Here is a 13,918-nt window from a genome sequence, read left to right as displayed (position 1 = left end):
GGACGCATCGGGCGCGCTCCGCGAACTCCTTTGGCAGCGTATGTTTTTCGGCGCACCCTGAAAACTCCTTGGAAGGCATCCCCATGGGTCAGCACCCTCCCCGCCGGTTCCTCGCCGGCACGACCGCCCTCGTCGTGGTCGGCGCGCTCGGCACCGCGTTCAGCCCCGCGCAAGCCGCGTCCTCGACCGTCCTCGTCTCCGAGGTCTTTGGGGGCGGCGGCAACTCCGGCGCTCCGCTGCGCAGCGACTTCGTCGAGCTGTACAACGCCTCCGGCACGGCGATCGACCTCACCGGGTGGAGCGTGCAGTACTGGTCCGCCTCAGGCACGAGCGCGCAGACGACGCCCCTCACCGGCTCGGTCCCGGCGGGCCATCACTTCCTCGTCCAGGAGGCTGACGGAGCGAACACCTCGGCCGCGGCCCTTCCGAACGCCGACGTGACGGGCCGCATCCCCATGTCCTCCTCCGCCGGTCGCGTCGCCCTCGTCAACGCCGATGGCGCCACCGTCGACCTCGTCGGCTGGGGCAATGCGGCGGTCGCCGAAGGAGCCCCGGCTCCCGCGACGTCGAACACCACCTCCGTCGCACGCCGCAGCGAGTGCACAGACACCGACGACAACGCGAGTGACTTCGCCACCGGGGCGCCCTCTCCGGCGGGCGCTGCCGCCGGCGCGAGCTCGTGCTCTGCCGTGCAGCCGCCAGCCCCATCGGCCACGACCATTCAGGAGATCCAGGGATCGTCGCACCTCTCCCCGCTGCGCGATCAGCGCGTGAGCGGCGTTGCCGGTGTCATCACGGCGACCTCGCGCACCGGCTTCTGGATGCAGGCGCCCAGCGACGAGAACGACGCCACGAGCGATGCTGTCTTCGTCTACACCAGGTCGGCGCCGGCGCAGAGCGTCGGTGACGCCGTCGAGGTCGCCGGCGTGGTCACCGAGTTCCGCCCCGGCGGCGCATCCGGCAACGACAACCTCACGACGACCCAGATCTCGAGCCCGAAGGTCTCCGTCACCGGCCACGGCCAGGCGATTCCGGCCGTGTGGATCGGCAAGGACCGCATCGCACCGCAGCAGACGATCGAAGCGGGCGACCCCAAGAGCGTCGAGTACGACTCCGCCGTCTTCGACCCGGCCCGGCACTCCATCGACTTCAACGAGTCCCTCGAGGGCATGAAGGTGGCTCTCGACGATGCGCGCGCCGTCGGCCCCACGAACGCGCGCTACGGCGAGACGCCCGTCGTGCCCGGCCAGAACGTCAGCGCCACCACCAGCCCGCGCGGCGGCGTCGTGTACGGCGGATACGACCGCCCCAACGCCATGCGCCTCGTTCTCGACGACTCGCTCATCCCGGCGAACTCCATCCCCGCAGCCAACGTCGGCGACACCTACACGGGCACGACCATGGGCATCATGGACTACGCCTTCGCCATGCCCCACGTCCTCGTCACGACGCCCGCCGGCCACATGACGTCCGGCCTCACCCGCGAGACGACGAGCGCACAGTCGAACAACCAGCTCGCCGTCGCCACGTTCAACGTCGAGAATCTCGCGCCCAGCGACCAGCAGGACAAGTACGACCGCCTCGCCAACCAGGTGACGACCAACCTCCGCTCGCCCGACGTCCTCGCGCTCGAGGAGATCCAGGACAACAACGGGGTGCAGAACGACGGCACCGTGGACTCCTCCACCACCGTGCGCAAGCTCGTCGACACGATCAAGGCCAGGGGCGGTCCCGCCTACGAGGCACGGTGGGTCAACCCCGAGGACGGCCAGGACGGGGGCGCGCCCGGCGGCAACATCCGTCAGGTCTTCCTCTTCCGCACCGACCGCGACATCGACTTCGTCGACGCCGGCAACCCGTCCGCGACGACGGCCACGCAGGTCATCGGGCGCGGCAAGAAGACGGCGCTCACCGTCTCCCCCGGCCGCATCGACCCGACGAACCCCGCCTTCGCGGACTCCCGCAAACCACTCGTCGGCCAGTTCCGCTTCCGCGGCGAGAACGTCTTCGTCATCGCCAATCACTTCAACTCCAAGGGCGGCGACGACCCGCTGTTCGGTCGGTGGCAGCAACCCGTTCGCTCCTCCGAGACCCAGCGCCACGCCCAGGCGCAGGTGGTGCGAACCTTCACCGACCAGCTCCTCGCAGCCGACCCCGACGCACGAATCGTCGCCCTCGGCGACATCAACGACTTCGAGTTCAGCCGCACCACCGACATCCTCGTCGGCTCCGGAGCGAACGCGATGACGGACCTGCCGCGCACGCTCCCCGCGAACGAGCGCTACAGCTACGTCTACGAGGGCAACAGCCAGATCCTCGACCACATCCTCGTCTCGCCGCAGCTGACGCGCAGCCCCAAGGGCTGGAAGGGCGCGCCCTACAGCTACGACATCGTGCACACGAACAGCGAGTTCACCGACCAGGACTCCGACCACGACCCGCAGGTGGTGCGACTGCAGATCCGCCCCAACTGATCCGATCAGCACAACGCAAGAGGCCCCGCCGAGTTCGACTCGGTGGGGCCTCGTGCGTCAACGAGAAAGATCAGGCCTGCTCGCCCGACTCCTCCATGAGGTTGCGCGTACGCGACTGGTCGAGCAGGATGCCGGGGCCCATCGTCGTGGCCAGCGTGGCCTTCGTGATGTAGCGACCCTTCGAAGCGGACGGCTTGAGGCGCAGGATCTCCTCCAGCGCAGCCGCGTAGTTCTCGACGAGGGCGCGCTCGTCGAACGAGGCCTTGCCGATGATGAAGTGAAGGTTCGCGTGCTTGTCGACGCGGAACTCGATCTTTCCGCCCTTGATGTCGGAGACGGCCTTGGCGACGTCCATCGTCACCGTGCCCGTCTTCGGGTTCGGCATGAGACCGCGGGGGCCGAGGACCTTACCGAGACGACCGACCTTGCCCATGAGGTCCGGCGTGGCGACGACGGCGTCGAAGTCCGTCCAGCCGCCCTGAACCTTGGCGATGAGGTCGTCCGAACCGACGAAGTCGGCGCCGGCGGCCTCAGCCGCAGCTGCCTTGTCGCCGTTCGCGAAGACGAGGACGCGGGCCGTCTTACCCGTGCCGTGCGGCAGGTTGACCGTGCCGCGGACCATCTGGTCGGCCTTGCGCGGGTCGACACCGAGACGCATCGCGACCTCGACGGTGGCGTCGAACTTCGTCTCGTTCGTCGACTTGGCGATACGAACCGCCTCGAGCGGGGAGTAGAGCTTGCCGGCCTCGATCTTCTCTTCGGCCGCGCGGTAAGCCTTGCTGCGCTTCATGAGTTCTCCTTGGAACAGGTGGAGGTCGTGGTTGTACGGACCAGCGCGGGCCCAACCACTTTCGAACCGTGAGGTTCACGACGGACGGAAAGGCTCCGAACGCCGCTGATGCCACAAGGGCAACCCTTCAAGGATAGCCGAAGGGCCCAGCCCACCGAAATCGGTGAGCCAGGCCCTTCGAGGACGACGGCGGTGGAAATCAGACCATGTTTTCTGGACTGAAAGCACACCGCCGGATCGTCACCTACGAAGCGAACGCGCGGCGTCCGTTCCGTCGGTGCACTTTCAGTCCGTGGTAATACCCATCGAGCGCGCCGTTCCCGCAATGATGCGCGAGGCCATGTCGATGTCGTTGGCGTTCAGGTCCTGCATCTTCATCTCGGCGATCTCGCGGATCTGGTCCTTGCTCAGGTGAGCGACCTTCGTCTTGTGGGGCTCGCCGGAGCCCTTCTGCACGCCCGCAGCCTTCTTGATGAGCTCAGCAGCCGGCGGCGTCTTCGTGATGAAGGTGAAGGAGCGGTCTTCGTAGACCGTGATCTCGACCGGGATGACGTTGCCACGCTGGGATTCCGTCGCGGCGTTGTACGCCTTGACGAACTCCATGATGTTGACGCCGTGCTGACCCAGCGCCGGACCGACCGGCGGTGCCGGCGTAGCCGCGCCGGCCTGGATCTGCAGCTTGATGAAGCCGGAAACCTTCTTCTTCGGGGGCATGGTGCCACCTCTTTCGTGTTGTGGGCCGACGCCGTGGGCGATGACCCGGTTGCATCCTCGTCACCCGGACGGGCGACGAGAGGAACAGGTGGGGCTGATCAGATCTTGGCGACCTGGTTGAAGCCCAGTTCGACCGGCGTTTCGCGGCCGAAGATGGAGACGAGGACCTTGAGCTTCGCGGTGTCAGCGTTGATCTCGGAGATCGTCGCGGGCAGCGTCTCGAACGGGCCCTCCATGACGGTGACGGACTCGCCGACGGTGAAGTCGACAGCAACCGGGGCCGTGCCCGAGCCGCCCTTGGCGCCTCCGGTGGCAGCGGCGTCGGAAGCCTTCTCCGGCTCGTCGAACGTCGGGTTCAGCATCGTGACGACCTCGTCGATCGACAGCGGCGACGGCTGGTGGGCGTTGCCCACGAAGCCGGTGACGCCCGGCGTGTGACGCACGGCGCCCCACGACTCGTCCGTGAGGTCCATGCGCACGAGGACGTATCCGGGCATGCGAACGCGCGTGCCGGACTTCTTCTGACCGTTGCGGATCTCGGTGTACTCCTCGATCGGCACCTCGATCTGGAAGATGTAGTCCTCCATGTTGAGGCTCGTGATGCGCTGCTCGAGGTTCGTCTTCACGCGCTTCTCGTAGCCGGCGTAGGAGTGGATGACGTACCAGTCACCGAACTGCGACTTGAGGTCGGCGATGAAGGCCTCGCGCGGGTCGACGGCAGCCTCGTCGGCGCCGTCCTCGGAAGCGGACGCCTCGTCCTCGGTGCGCGCGGCGTTCTCCTCGTCGGCTTCGTCGGCCGTCGGCAGCTTGCCGATCTCGCCGAGCTCGGGCGTGAGATCGGCGTCCGGCGTCTGTGCGGCGTCGGCCGCGTACTCGGCCTCTTCTCGAGCGGCGGGCGAGAGCTGCTCGGGGTTCTGCTCGGTCATCGACCCTGCTTCCTTCACATGAGGGGAACTACATTCAAGTGGTGCGCCACACAAGCGCGCCGCCCGTGCCTCCCGCGAAGCGGGCGCCCAGGCGGCGACTCTCGTGATGTCTCGGGGATCAGCCGGAGCCGAAGACCCACGACACCGCACGCGTGAACATCCAGTCTAGACCGTTGACGTAGGCCATGATGACCGCGAGGAACACCAGGACGGCAATCGTGAAGCTGGTGAGTTCGTCACGCGTGGGGTAGACGACCTTGCGCATCTCGTCGATCACCTGTCTGACGAACAACAGGATGCGGCCGAAGAAACCGCGGCGCTCACGCTCGCCTGCGACGGCCGTGCTCGTCGCTGCGTCGTTGTCTGCCACAGTGTCACCCTTCCGGATCAGTGCGCTGTGCAGGGCACGAGGGACTTGAACCCCCAACCCCCGGTTTTGGAGACCGGTGCTCTGCCAATTGAGCTAGTGCCCTTCGCGGGTTGCCCCGCGCGGTATCCCGAATGGGTGTCCGGTCTACCGGCGCACGAGTCTACGGGACGAACGGCGCTGGGTGGAAATCGGGGTGGCCTCAGGCGGCGGGCTGCGTCACGGTCGGGAACGCCCGCGCTCGGTGACAGGATGAGGGTGTGACCGGAACGACCAGGACCGCCCGCGACATCGACACCCTCCCGAAGGCCCACCTGCATCTGCACTTCACTGGCTCGATGGCGTTCGAGACGCTGCTCGACCTCAGCGTCGCTCACCGAGTTCGCCTTCCGGAGAGCCTCACGGCCCACTGGCCGCCGACGCTCGCCTCGGCCATGGACGAACGCGGCTGGTTCCGGTTCCAGCGCCTCTACGACGCGGCCCGCGCCTGCGTGCGCTCGGAGGACGACATGCGACGCATCGTGGACGAGGCCGCGGCCACAGACGCCGCGGAGGGTTCGCGATGGCTGGAGATCCAGGTCGACCCCACCTCCTACGCCCCCTTCGTCGGCGGAATCACACCCGCGCTGGAGATCGTGCTCGACGAAGCGCAGAAGGCGTCCGAGCGCCACGACGTCGGCGTCGGCGTCGTCGTGGCTGCCTCGCGCCTCAAGCACCCCTTCGACGCCCGCACACTCGCCCGGCTCGCCGCGAGGAACGCAGGCCCGGTTGTCGGCTTCGGGTTGAGTAACGACGAGCGCCGCGGTGACACCGAGAGCTTCGCGCCGGCCTTCCGCATCGCCCGGGACGCCGGGCTCGCCTCGCTCCCCCACGGCGGTGAGCTGCTCGGCCCCGACGCGGTCACGGAAACGCTCGATGCGCTGCGTCCCGACCGCCTCGGCCACGGGGTGCGTAGTGCGGATTCCGATGACGTCCTGCGCAGGGTCGTCGACGACGGTGTGGGCCTCGAGGTGTGTCCCGGCAGCAACGTCGCGCTCGGCGTCTACGAGGAAGCACGTGACGTGCCCCTGCGCCGCCTCTTCGACGCCGGAGCCAAGATGGCGCTCGGCGCGGACGATCCCCTGCTGTTCGGCTCGCGCCTGAGCGATCAGTACCGCACGGCGCGCGACGTCCACGGCTTCAGCGACGCCGAACTCGCGCAGCTGGCACGCGACAGCTTCGCCATCTCCCGAGCACCGCAGGACGTCGTGCAGCGCGCGAACGCCGACATCGATGCGTGGCTGCTCGCCCAGCCCGCCGGCTCGCCCCGGCCGAACGAGGCGTGACGCTCAGAGCGTGAGGCCGACCCAGACGGGCTCGGGCACGAGACGGACGCCGAAGGCCTCCTCCACACCGTCGACGACGACGCGGGCGAGCGCTGCGACATCGGCAGCAGTGGCCGTACCGCGGTTCGTCAGGGCGAGCGTGTGCTTCGTCGAGAGGGCCGCGGGGCCCGGCATGTTGTAGCCCTTGCCGAAGCCGCCCTTGTCGATGAGCCACGCGGCCGACGTCTTGAGCATGTCGGGGTGCGCCGCGCCCGCGGGGAACTGCGGAGGCACCGGGCCGTCGGCGCCGAGGCGCTCCTCGGCGCGCGCGACGATCGAGTCCATTTGCTCACGCGTGACGATGGGGTTGGTGAAGAACGAGCCGCACGACCACGTGTCGTGATCGCCTGCCTCGAGCACCATGCCGCGCTTCGCGCGCTGCGCGAGAACGCCTGCACGCGCGTCGGCGAGCGGCACGCGCTCGCCCTGCTCGACGCCCAGGCCGGCCGCGAGGTCGGCGTACGCGATGGGCTGGCTGCGGTCTGCCTTGCGCAGCTGGAACGAGACGTCGAGCACGACGTAGCGCCCGCTCTTGTCACCGTCGCGATACGGGGTGCTCTTGAAGATGCTGTGGCGGTAGGTGAACTCGCAGTCGGCGTTCGCGAAGGTCTTGATCCGCTGCGTCACCCGGTCGTACGTGCGCACGCTGGAGATCGTCTGGGCGACCTCCTGGCCGTAGGCGCCGACGTTCTGCACCGGGGTGGCACCGACGAGACCGGGAATGCCGGAGAGCGCCTCGATGCCCGACCAGTCGCGCTCACACGCCTCCCGCACGAAGTCGTCCCACACGACGCCGGCACCGACGCGGACGGTGACGCCACCGCAGTCTGAGTCGTGCTCGATCTCGAGGCCCTGGTTGGCGATCTTGACGACCGTTCCGGGGAACCCCTCGTCGGCGATGAGCAGGTTGGAGCCGCCGGAGAGAACGAGCAGGGGCTCGCCCGCGTCGTCGGTCTCGCGCACGGCGTCGACGATCTCGTCGATGGTCTCGGCCACGACGAGGCGGCGTGCGGGGCCGCCGACGTGCATCGTCGTCAGCGATGCCAGGGGGATGTCGAACTGCTCTTGCACGAAGACCTCACTCAGATGTTGACGACCGCTCGGGCTCGGTTCAAGACCTTAGTGCCTGCCACCGACACGGCCGTATCGAGCGTCACTGTGCCAGCGGACTCGTCCGTTGCGGCGACCGTGAGAACGAGCGCCACCTCGACGCCGTCGTCACCGGCCGGCACGACGACCGGGGCGGCGAAGCGCGTCGTGAAGGATGCGACCTCACGCCCCGCCGCTACCGTCTCGACGGCGGAAGCCACGAGGCCCATGGTGAGCATGCCGTGCGCGATGACGTCGGGCAGACCGACGGAGCGGGCAAACTCCTCGTCCTGGTGGATGGGGTTCTGATCGCCACTCGCGTTGGCATAGGCCACGAGGTCGGCTCGCAGCAGACGGTGGGTCGTCGACCAGACCTCGTCACCGACCTCGGCGTCGGCGAGGCATGTCACGGTGCTCATGCCTGCTCCCCTCGAATGACGACGACACTCGTCGTCGTGACGCGGGGCTCGCCCGCAGTGGTCTCGACGCCCGTCTCGAGCGTCACCATGTCGTGCCCGCCGGCCGAGCGCACTCGGCGCACCTTGGTGGTGGCGGCGAGTTCGTCGCCCGCGACGATCGGTGCGTAGTAAGTGAAGCCCTCCTCGCCGTGGACGAGCCGCGAGAAGTCGACGTTCGCCTCCGGATCGACCATGAACTCGGCCTCGGCGCGCTGCGCGATCGTGACGGCGAACGTCAGGGGCGCAGCCTGTGACGTAGCGCCCGAGCTGGCGCCGGGCGAGCGAACGGCCGCAGCAAAGGCGTCGAGCTCGTCCTGCGTCACGACGTGCGGCTCCGGAATGGAATAGGTGCGGCCCTCGACGGCCGGATTCACTGCCATGGCTCGACCGTAGGCGCCCCGCAGGGCTACCCGGAAGTCGCTGCCGACGCCGCACCTGCGCGAGCGGCTCAGACATGACGAAGGGCCGTCACCGTGCGGTGACGACCCTCCGTGGATGTTTCGTGCGCGAGATCAGCGGGTCTCGCGGTGCGCCGTGTGCTTCACGCAGCGCTTGCAGAACTTCGCCAGTTCGAGACGGTCGGGGTTGTTCCGACGGTTCTTCTTGGTGATGTAGTTGCGCTCCTTGCACACGGTGCAAGCCATCGTGATCTTCGGGCGAACGTCAGCGCTCTTGGAGGCCATGTCCCACACCTGCTCTCGGAAAGTCGAAATCTGTTGTCATGAAGATTGGTAGCGGGAGCGGGACTCGATCCCGCGACCTCACGATTATGAGTCGTGCGCTCTAACCAGCTGAGCTACCCCGCCGCGCCGTGAACCTTCCGGGCGAGCCCGAAACATTCAAGCGAGCCCCCAAACGGAATCGAACCGTTGACCTTCTCCTTACCATGGAGACGCTCTGCCGACTGAGCTATAGGGGCCTCGCGCCACTGGTATCGAAGGCTCGACACGTTTTGGGCGCGAGGAAGACCTTACACGGGTGGGTAACCAAAGTGAAATCGAGATGACCTGCGGATGCGGGTGTTCTCGACCACACACGACGCCGCTTCGTGACGCCATCGCTACGACCGTGTAACACCGACCGGCACCCGGGCATTCCCGACGCTGCGCCGAGGCCACTCGGGCCACTCTGGGCCGTTTGGGGCCGCCTGAGGCCGTTCGTCCAAAAGATGACGGCGGGGCCTCCCCCAGAGGTGGCCCCGCCGTCTGCACCTTGTTCACCCTTGCCCTCGACGTGGACGTCAGGCTCCACGCGAGGACACCCGGACAAACGCCTCGGGGCGCCGGGAAAGTTCCCGACGCCCCGAGGCGTTTTTTCGGCGCTTCTTTTGCGCCGCGATCCGATGCGGCTCAGGCGAGCGGACGCACCGATCCGCGCACGTGTTCCGTGCGCTTCTTCGCGTTGCGCAGGGCAAGGTCGAAACCGCCGTCGCGCGCACCCTCGGCCACGAACGACACCGTGCTCGGGATGAGCAGCGGCTTGCGGAAGCTCATCGTCGCCTCGTAGGCGTCCGGCAAGCGGTTCTCGATCGCCGCGAGCATGCGCGCCTTGCTCCACATGCCGTGCACGATCGTCGTCGGGAAACCGAGCGCCTTGGCGGCAAGCGGATTCATGTGAATCGGGTTCACGTCGCCCGAGACCTTGGCGTAGCGACGCCCGAGGTCTCCCCCGAGGCGCCACGTGGCTCCGAAGCCCTCGACGGCGTCCGGCTCGTCCACCTTCGGCGGCACCTCGCCCTCGACCTTGCGGCCGCGGAAGAGGTACGTCGAACGCCCTTCCCACACGAGCTCGCCGCCGACGTAGACCTCACCGATGAGGTCGGCCTGCGCGCCGCGGAAGTGCGGACGCAGGTTCTCGGCACGAGCGCGCAGTTCGAGCGTCTCACCGAGCAGCACCGGACGGTGCTGCGTAATGGTGTTCTCGAGGTGCACGCTGCCCATGAGCGGGAACGGGAAGGCCTCGTCGGACATGAGCGCGACCTGCAGCGGGAAGACGAGCACGTGCAGGTACGTGCTCGGCAGGCGGTTGCTCAAAGCGAACCCGCAGACGGCGTCGTAGTCGGCGACGTCGGTGACGCTCGGCGTCACGTCCCGGCGCACGACCTCGAGGTCCGGCAGGGTCTTGCCCTTCCGGCGCCCGCCCGTGGCCACGGCCTTCGCGAACATCGGTCCGAGCTTGGGCTCGCCCTTCAGTTCGATCGTCCGAGCAGATGCCACGTCAGGCTCCGATCTGGCTCTGACCGCACACGCGCAGAACCTGGCCGGTCACACCCGCGGAACCCGGCTCGGCGAAGAAGGCAATGGCCTCGCCCACGTCGACCGGCTGGCCGCCCTGGAGCATCGAGTTGAGTCGACGACCCACCTCGCGCGTGGCGACGGGGATCTTGGACGTCATGTCGGTCTCGATGAAGCCCGGCGCGACGGCGTTGACCGTGATGTTGCGGTCGGCGAGGTGCTCCGACAGCTCACGGACGAGACCGATGACACCGGCCTTCGACGCGGCGTAGTTGGCCTGGCCACGGTTACCGCCGATGCCCGAGGTGGAGGCGACGGAGACGATGCGGCCGCCGTCCTTGAGCCCGCCCTTGGTGGCCGGGTCGAGGAGCACCTCGTTGATGCGCAGCTGCGAGGCGAGGTTGACGTCGATGACGGAACCCCAGCGGTCGGCGTCGGTGTTGACGAACAGCTTGTCGCGCGTGATGCCGGCGTTGTGGACGATGACGTCGAGCTTGTCGGCCTTGCGTGCCACGGCTTCGGCGATCTTGTGACCGGCGTCCGGCGTCGTGATGTCGAGGCCGAGCGACGTGCCGCCGATCTCGTTGGCGACCTTGCTCAGGGCGTCACCGGCGGCGGGGATGTCGACGGCGATGACGTGCGCACCCGCGCGGGCGAAGACGCGCGCGATCTGCGCACCGATACCGCGAGCGGCGCCGGTGACGACGGCGACCTGACCGTCGAACGGACGGTGCCAGTCGAGCACCTCCTGGACGCCGTGCTTGCGAATGCGCACCGGCTGGCCGGAGACGTACGCCGAGCGGCTCGAGAGGAAGAAGCGCAACGGCGCGGCGAGCACCGAGCTGTCGCCCTGAGCGCTCGGGTCGACCCAGAACAGGTTGGCCGAAGCGCCGGCACGCAGCTCCTTGCCGATCGAGCGCGTGATGCCCTCGAACGCCTGAGCGGTGGCGGCGGCCTCGACGTCGTCGATCTCGCTCGGCGTCGTCGCGAGGACGATGACGCGAGCCGAACGACCGAGCGCCTTGACGGCGGGCACGGCAATGGCGCGGAACGCCTCGAGGTCGGCGAGCGTCTTGGCGTCCGTCACGTCGATGACGAGGGCGCCCAGCTTGTCGCCGTAGGACGCGTCGGGCGTGGCCTCGACGACCGTGGCGTCGGACGAGCGGATGATCGCGGCGGCGTTGGCGGCAGCGACACCGGCGCCGACGACACCGACGGCGGCGGGACCGTCGAGGAGAGCCTGGCCCACCTCGTAGCGGCGCAGCACCGGCGGCTGGGGCAGCCCCAGCTGCTTGGCGAGCTTCTTGCCGAAACCGTTGTTGACGAAGTTCGAGTAACCGTCAGCCATCACACTGCCTCCAGAATCGCGACGACGCCCTGGCCACCGGCGGCACACACGGAGATGAGGCCGCGGCCGGAGCCCTTTTCGTGCAGCTGCTTCGCGAGCTGGGCGATGATGCGCCCACCCGTGGCAGCGAACGGGTGACCCGCCGCGAGCGACGAGCCGTTGACGTTGAGCTTGCTGCGGTCGATCGAGCCCAGGGGCGCGTCGAGACCGAGCTTCTCCTTGCAGAACTCCGGGTCCTCCCACGCCTTGAGCGTCGCGAGGACGGTCGAGGCGAAGGCCTCGTGGATCTCGTAGAAGTCGAAGTCCTGCAGGGACAGACCGTTGCGCTCCAGCAGGCGCGGCACGGCGTAGGCGGGAGCCATGAGCAGGCCCTCGTTACCGTTGACGTAGTCCACCGCGGCGCCCTCACCGTCGACGAAGCGGGCGAGCAGCGGCAGGTTGCGCTCCTTGGCCCACTCCTCGCTGCCGAACAGAACGGCCGAGGCGCCGTCGGTGAGCGGCGTCGAGTTACCGGCGGTCATCGTGCGGTTCTCGCCCTTGCCGAAGACCGGCTTGAGCTTGGCGAGCTTCTCCGCCGTGCTGTCGGGACGGAGGTTGTTGTCCTTCGCCAGGCCCAGGAAGGGCGTGATGAGGTCGTCGAAGAAACCGCGATCGTACGCAGCGGCCATGTTCTGGTGGCTGGCGGCCGCGAGCTCGTCCTGAGCCTCGCGGGTGATGCCCCACTTCTCGGCCGTGATGGCCATGTGGTCACCCATGGTGAGGCCGGTGCGCGGCTCCTCGTTGCGCGGCTGCTCCGGGGCCAGCTGGTTCGGGCGGATCGAGGCGAGCGCCTTCAGGCGGTCACCCGTCGTCTTCGCGTAGTTGGCCTTCATCAGCGTCTTGCGCAGGCCGTCGTTGAGGGCCAGCGGGGCGTCGGACGTCGTGTCGGTGCCGCCGGTGATGGCGGAGTCGATCTGGCCGAGCTTGATCTTGTTCGACACGAGGATGGCGGCCTCGAGGCCGGTGGCGCAGGCCTGCTGAATGTCGTAGGCCGGCGTCGCCGGCGCCAGGTGGCTGCCGAGAACCGACTCGCGGGTGAGGTTGAAGTCGCGCGCGTGCTTGATGACGGCGCCCGCGACGACCTCACCGAGGCGTTCGCCGGCCAGGGAGTAGCGCGAGACGAGGCCGTCGATGGCCGCCGTCAGCATGTCCTGGTTGCTCGCCTTGAGGTAGGCGCCGCCCGAGCGTGCGAAGGGGATGCGGTTGCCGCCGATGACGTAGGCGTCACGGATCGTGGTCATTTCTCGCTCCGATGGTCGTGAGAACCCTGGTCGCCGAGCCGCGTTCGCGATTCGACGTGAGTAGAAGTGCTCATTGAAACTTACCGATACGGACAGTAGCAGGTACGCGCGGTACGCGATACCCTCTGGGACATGTCCGCCCCTTCGAGCACCTCCGACCACGGCCAGACACCCCGCGACGGGCGCGACGTGCGCTGGGCCGCCCACCGCGTCGCCAGGCGCCGTGAGCTCGTCGACGCCACCGTGCGGGCCATCCGCACGCACGGCGCCGGCGTCGGCATGGAGGAGATCGCCGCGCAGGCGGGCACGAGCAAGACCGTCATCTACCGCCACCTCGGCGACCGACACGGGGTCTACCTCGCGGTCTGTGAATCCGTTGACGCCCGCATCCTCGCCGAGATCGAGCAGGCCACCGCCTCGTCCGGCGGCTTCGCCACGACGGCCGAGGTCAACCTCCCCCGGATCCTCGGCGCGGTCATCGACAGCTACCTGCGCCTCGTCGAACGCGACCCCGAGGTCTACCGCTTCGTGGTGCGCCGCCCCGACGTCACGCTTCCCGACGACCTGCCGGCGAGCGACCCGGTCACCGGCCTCTCGGGGCGTATTGCGGACAACCTCACCCACCTGCTCGCGCAGCTACAGCCGGACGACGCCCACACCCAGGGGCGGAATCGGGCGCTGGCCTGGGCGCTCGTCGGCATGGTCAAGGAGTCGGCCGATCGCTGGCTCGAAAACCCCGACGGCCTCACGCGTACGGACCTCGCGCGCCACCTCGCAGCGTTCGCCCACACCGGCCTGGCCGGCCACGGCGAGCTCCCGACTTCCGACGGATCGGCCCCACACCCGCGCCGTCGATGACACGATCCTGACCAGA

Annotated in this window: 14 protein-coding genes and 3 tRNA genes; 3 read left to right on the top strand and 14 right to left on the bottom strand. The window is 68.3% G+C overall.

Annotation, left to right across the window (positions count from 1 at the left end):
• The first annotated feature begins 83 nt into the window (after positions 1-83).
• Positions 84-2,474 (top strand): lamin tail domain-containing protein, encoded by a 2,391-nt coding sequence (locus EVU97_RS05915; RefSeq protein WP_129664282.1) that lies wholly within the window; start codon positions 84-86, stop codon positions 2,472-2,474.
• A 70-nt stretch (positions 2,475-2,544) separates the two neighbouring features.
• Here the strand turns inward: EVU97_RS05915 and rplA are convergent, their stop codons facing one another.
• The 5 genes from rplA to EVU97_RS05890 form a co-directional block, all read right to left on the bottom strand.
• A complete protein-coding gene (rplA, locus tag EVU97_RS05910; RefSeq protein ID WP_047310408.1) occupies positions 2,545-3,264 on the bottom strand; it encodes a 50S ribosomal protein L1 in 720 nt (239 codons plus the stop codon).
• Positions 3,265-3,549: 285 nt separating this feature from the next.
• Complete coding sequence (gene rplK, locus EVU97_RS05905) at positions 3,550-3,978, bottom strand: 50S ribosomal protein L11 (RefSeq protein ID WP_047310409.1); 429 nt, start codon at positions 3,976-3,978, stop codon at positions 3,550-3,552.
• Positions 3,979-4,076: 98 nt separating this feature from the next.
• Entirely contained in the window at positions 4,077-4,904 is an 828-nt protein-coding gene (nusG, locus tag EVU97_RS05900; protein WP_047310410.1) for a transcription termination/antitermination protein NusG, read from the bottom strand.
• 118 nt (positions 4,905-5,022) lie between these two features.
• A complete protein-coding gene (secE, locus tag EVU97_RS05895; protein ID WP_118912249.1) occupies positions 5,023-5,274 on the bottom strand; it encodes a preprotein translocase subunit SecE in 252 nt (83 codons plus the stop codon).
• A gap of 30 nt (positions 5,275-5,304) precedes the next feature.
• Positions 5,305-5,377 (bottom strand) — tRNA-Trp (locus tag EVU97_RS05890).
• 154 nt (positions 5,378-5,531) lie between these two features.
• Between EVU97_RS05890 and EVU97_RS05885 the strand changes: the two genes are divergently transcribed.
• Positions 5,532-6,596 carry an adenosine deaminase gene (locus EVU97_RS05885; protein ID WP_129664280.1) on the top strand — a complete coding sequence of 355 codons (1,065 nt, stop codon included), beginning with the start codon at positions 5,532-5,534 and terminating at the stop codon, positions 6,594-6,596.
• 3 nt (positions 6,597-6,599) lie between these two features.
• Here the strand turns inward: EVU97_RS05885 and EVU97_RS05880 are convergent, their stop codons facing one another.
• The 9 genes from EVU97_RS05880 to EVU97_RS05840 form a co-directional block, all read right to left on the bottom strand.
• The gene (locus EVU97_RS05880) at positions 6,600-7,706 is read right to left on the bottom strand and encodes a UDP-N-acetylmuramate dehydrogenase (protein ID WP_129664278.1); all 1,107 of its coding nucleotides are present in this window, start codon (positions 7,704-7,706) and stop codon (positions 6,600-6,602) included.
• An 11-nt stretch (positions 7,707-7,717) separates the two neighbouring features.
• Positions 7,718-8,143: a MaoC/PaaZ C-terminal domain-containing protein gene (locus EVU97_RS05875; RefSeq protein WP_129664276.1), complete on the bottom strand. Its 426-nt coding sequence runs from the start codon at positions 8,141-8,143 to the stop codon at positions 7,718-7,720.
• The gene (locus EVU97_RS05870; RefSeq protein WP_129664274.1) at positions 8,140-8,562 is read right to left on the bottom strand and encodes a MaoC family dehydratase N-terminal domain-containing protein; all 423 of its coding nucleotides are present in this window, start codon (positions 8,560-8,562) and stop codon (positions 8,140-8,142) included. Before EVU97_RS05870 ends, EVU97_RS05875 begins: the two co-directional genes overlap by 4 nt.
• Before the next feature lie 132 nt (positions 8,563-8,694).
• The gene (gene rpmG / locus EVU97_RS05865) at positions 8,695-8,865 is read right to left on the bottom strand and encodes a 50S ribosomal protein L33 (protein ID WP_047311061.1); all 171 of its coding nucleotides are present in this window, start codon (positions 8,863-8,865) and stop codon (positions 8,695-8,697) included.
• Positions 8,866-8,911: 46 nt separating this feature from the next.
• Positions 8,912-8,988: transfer RNA gene (locus tag EVU97_RS05860), tRNA-Met, on the bottom strand.
• Positions 8,989-9,028: 40 nt separating this feature from the next.
• Positions 9,029-9,101: transfer RNA gene (locus EVU97_RS05855), tRNA-Thr, on the bottom strand.
• Between the two features lie 430 nt (positions 9,102-9,531).
• Positions 9,532-10,398, bottom strand: a complete 867-nt coding sequence (locus EVU97_RS05850; RefSeq protein WP_197078918.1) for a MaoC/PaaZ C-terminal domain-containing protein — start codon at positions 10,396-10,398, stop codon at positions 9,532-9,534.
• Between the two features lies 1 nt (position 10,399).
• On the bottom strand, positions 10,400-11,764 hold the full coding sequence (locus EVU97_RS05845; protein ID WP_165357894.1) for a 3-oxoacyl-ACP reductase: 1,365 nt from the start codon (positions 11,762-11,764) through the stop codon (positions 10,400-10,402).
• The gene (locus EVU97_RS05840) at positions 11,764-13,044 is read right to left on the bottom strand and encodes an acetyl-CoA C-acetyltransferase (RefSeq protein ID WP_129664270.1); all 1,281 of its coding nucleotides are present in this window, start codon (positions 13,042-13,044) and stop codon (positions 11,764-11,766) included. Before EVU97_RS05840 ends, EVU97_RS05845 begins: the two co-directional genes overlap by 1 nt.
• A gap of 132 nt (positions 13,045-13,176) precedes the next feature.
• Between EVU97_RS05840 and EVU97_RS05835 the strand changes: the two genes are divergently transcribed.
• Complete coding sequence (locus EVU97_RS05835; protein ID WP_129664268.1) at positions 13,177-13,902, top strand: TetR/AcrR family transcriptional regulator; 726 nt, start codon at positions 13,177-13,179, stop codon at positions 13,900-13,902.
• The last annotated feature ends 16 nt before the right edge of the window (positions 13,903-13,918 follow it).

Origin of the sequence: Dermacoccus sp. 147Ba (assembly GCF_004151355.1) — a bacterium.
GTDB classification, from domain to species: domain Bacteria; phylum Actinomycetota; class Actinomycetes; order Actinomycetales; family Dermatophilaceae; genus Dermacoccus; species Dermacoccus abyssi.
This window is presented reverse-complemented; position numbering and strand designations above follow the sequence as displayed.

What these genes read in the sequence shown, in the direction of transcription:
- EVU97_RS05840 (WP_129664270.1), bottom strand. Translation starts at nt 13,044, where the DNA reads ATGACCACGATCCGTGACGCCTACGTCATCGGCGGCAACCGCATCCCC.
- EVU97_RS05870 (WP_129664274.1), bottom strand. Translation starts at nt 8,562, where the DNA reads ATGGCAGTGAATCCGGCCGTCGAGGGCCGCACCTATTCCATTCCGGAG.
- EVU97_RS05845 (WP_165357894.1), bottom strand. Translation starts at nt 11,764, where the DNA reads ATGGCTGACGGTTACTCGAACTTCGTCAACAACGGTTTCGGCAAGAAG.
- EVU97_RS05875 (WP_129664276.1), bottom strand. Translation starts at nt 8,143, where the DNA reads ATGAGCACCGTGACATGCCTCGCCGACGCCGAGGTCGGTGACGAGGTC.
- EVU97_RS05915 (WP_129664282.1), top strand. Translation starts at nt 84, where the DNA reads ATGGGTCAGCACCCTCCCCGCCGGTTCCTCGCCGGCACGACCGCCCTC.
- rpmG (WP_047311061.1), bottom strand. Translation starts at nt 8,865, where the DNA reads ATGGCCTCCAAGAGCGCTGACGTTCGCCCGAAGATCACGATGGCTTGC.
- nusG (WP_047310410.1), bottom strand. Translation starts at nt 4,904, where the DNA reads ATGACCGAGCAGAACCCCGAGCAGCTCTCGCCCGCCGCTCGAGAAGAG.
- rplK (WP_047310409.1), bottom strand. Translation starts at nt 3,978, where the DNA reads ATGCCCCCGAAGAAGAAGGTTTCCGGCTTCATCAAGCTGCAGATCCAG.
- EVU97_RS05835 (WP_129664268.1), top strand. Translation starts at nt 13,177, where the DNA reads ATGTCCGCCCCTTCGAGCACCTCCGACCACGGCCAGACACCCCGCGAC.
- rplA (WP_047310408.1), bottom strand. Translation starts at nt 3,264, where the DNA reads ATGAAGCGCAGCAAGGCTTACCGCGCGGCCGAAGAGAAGATCGAGGCC.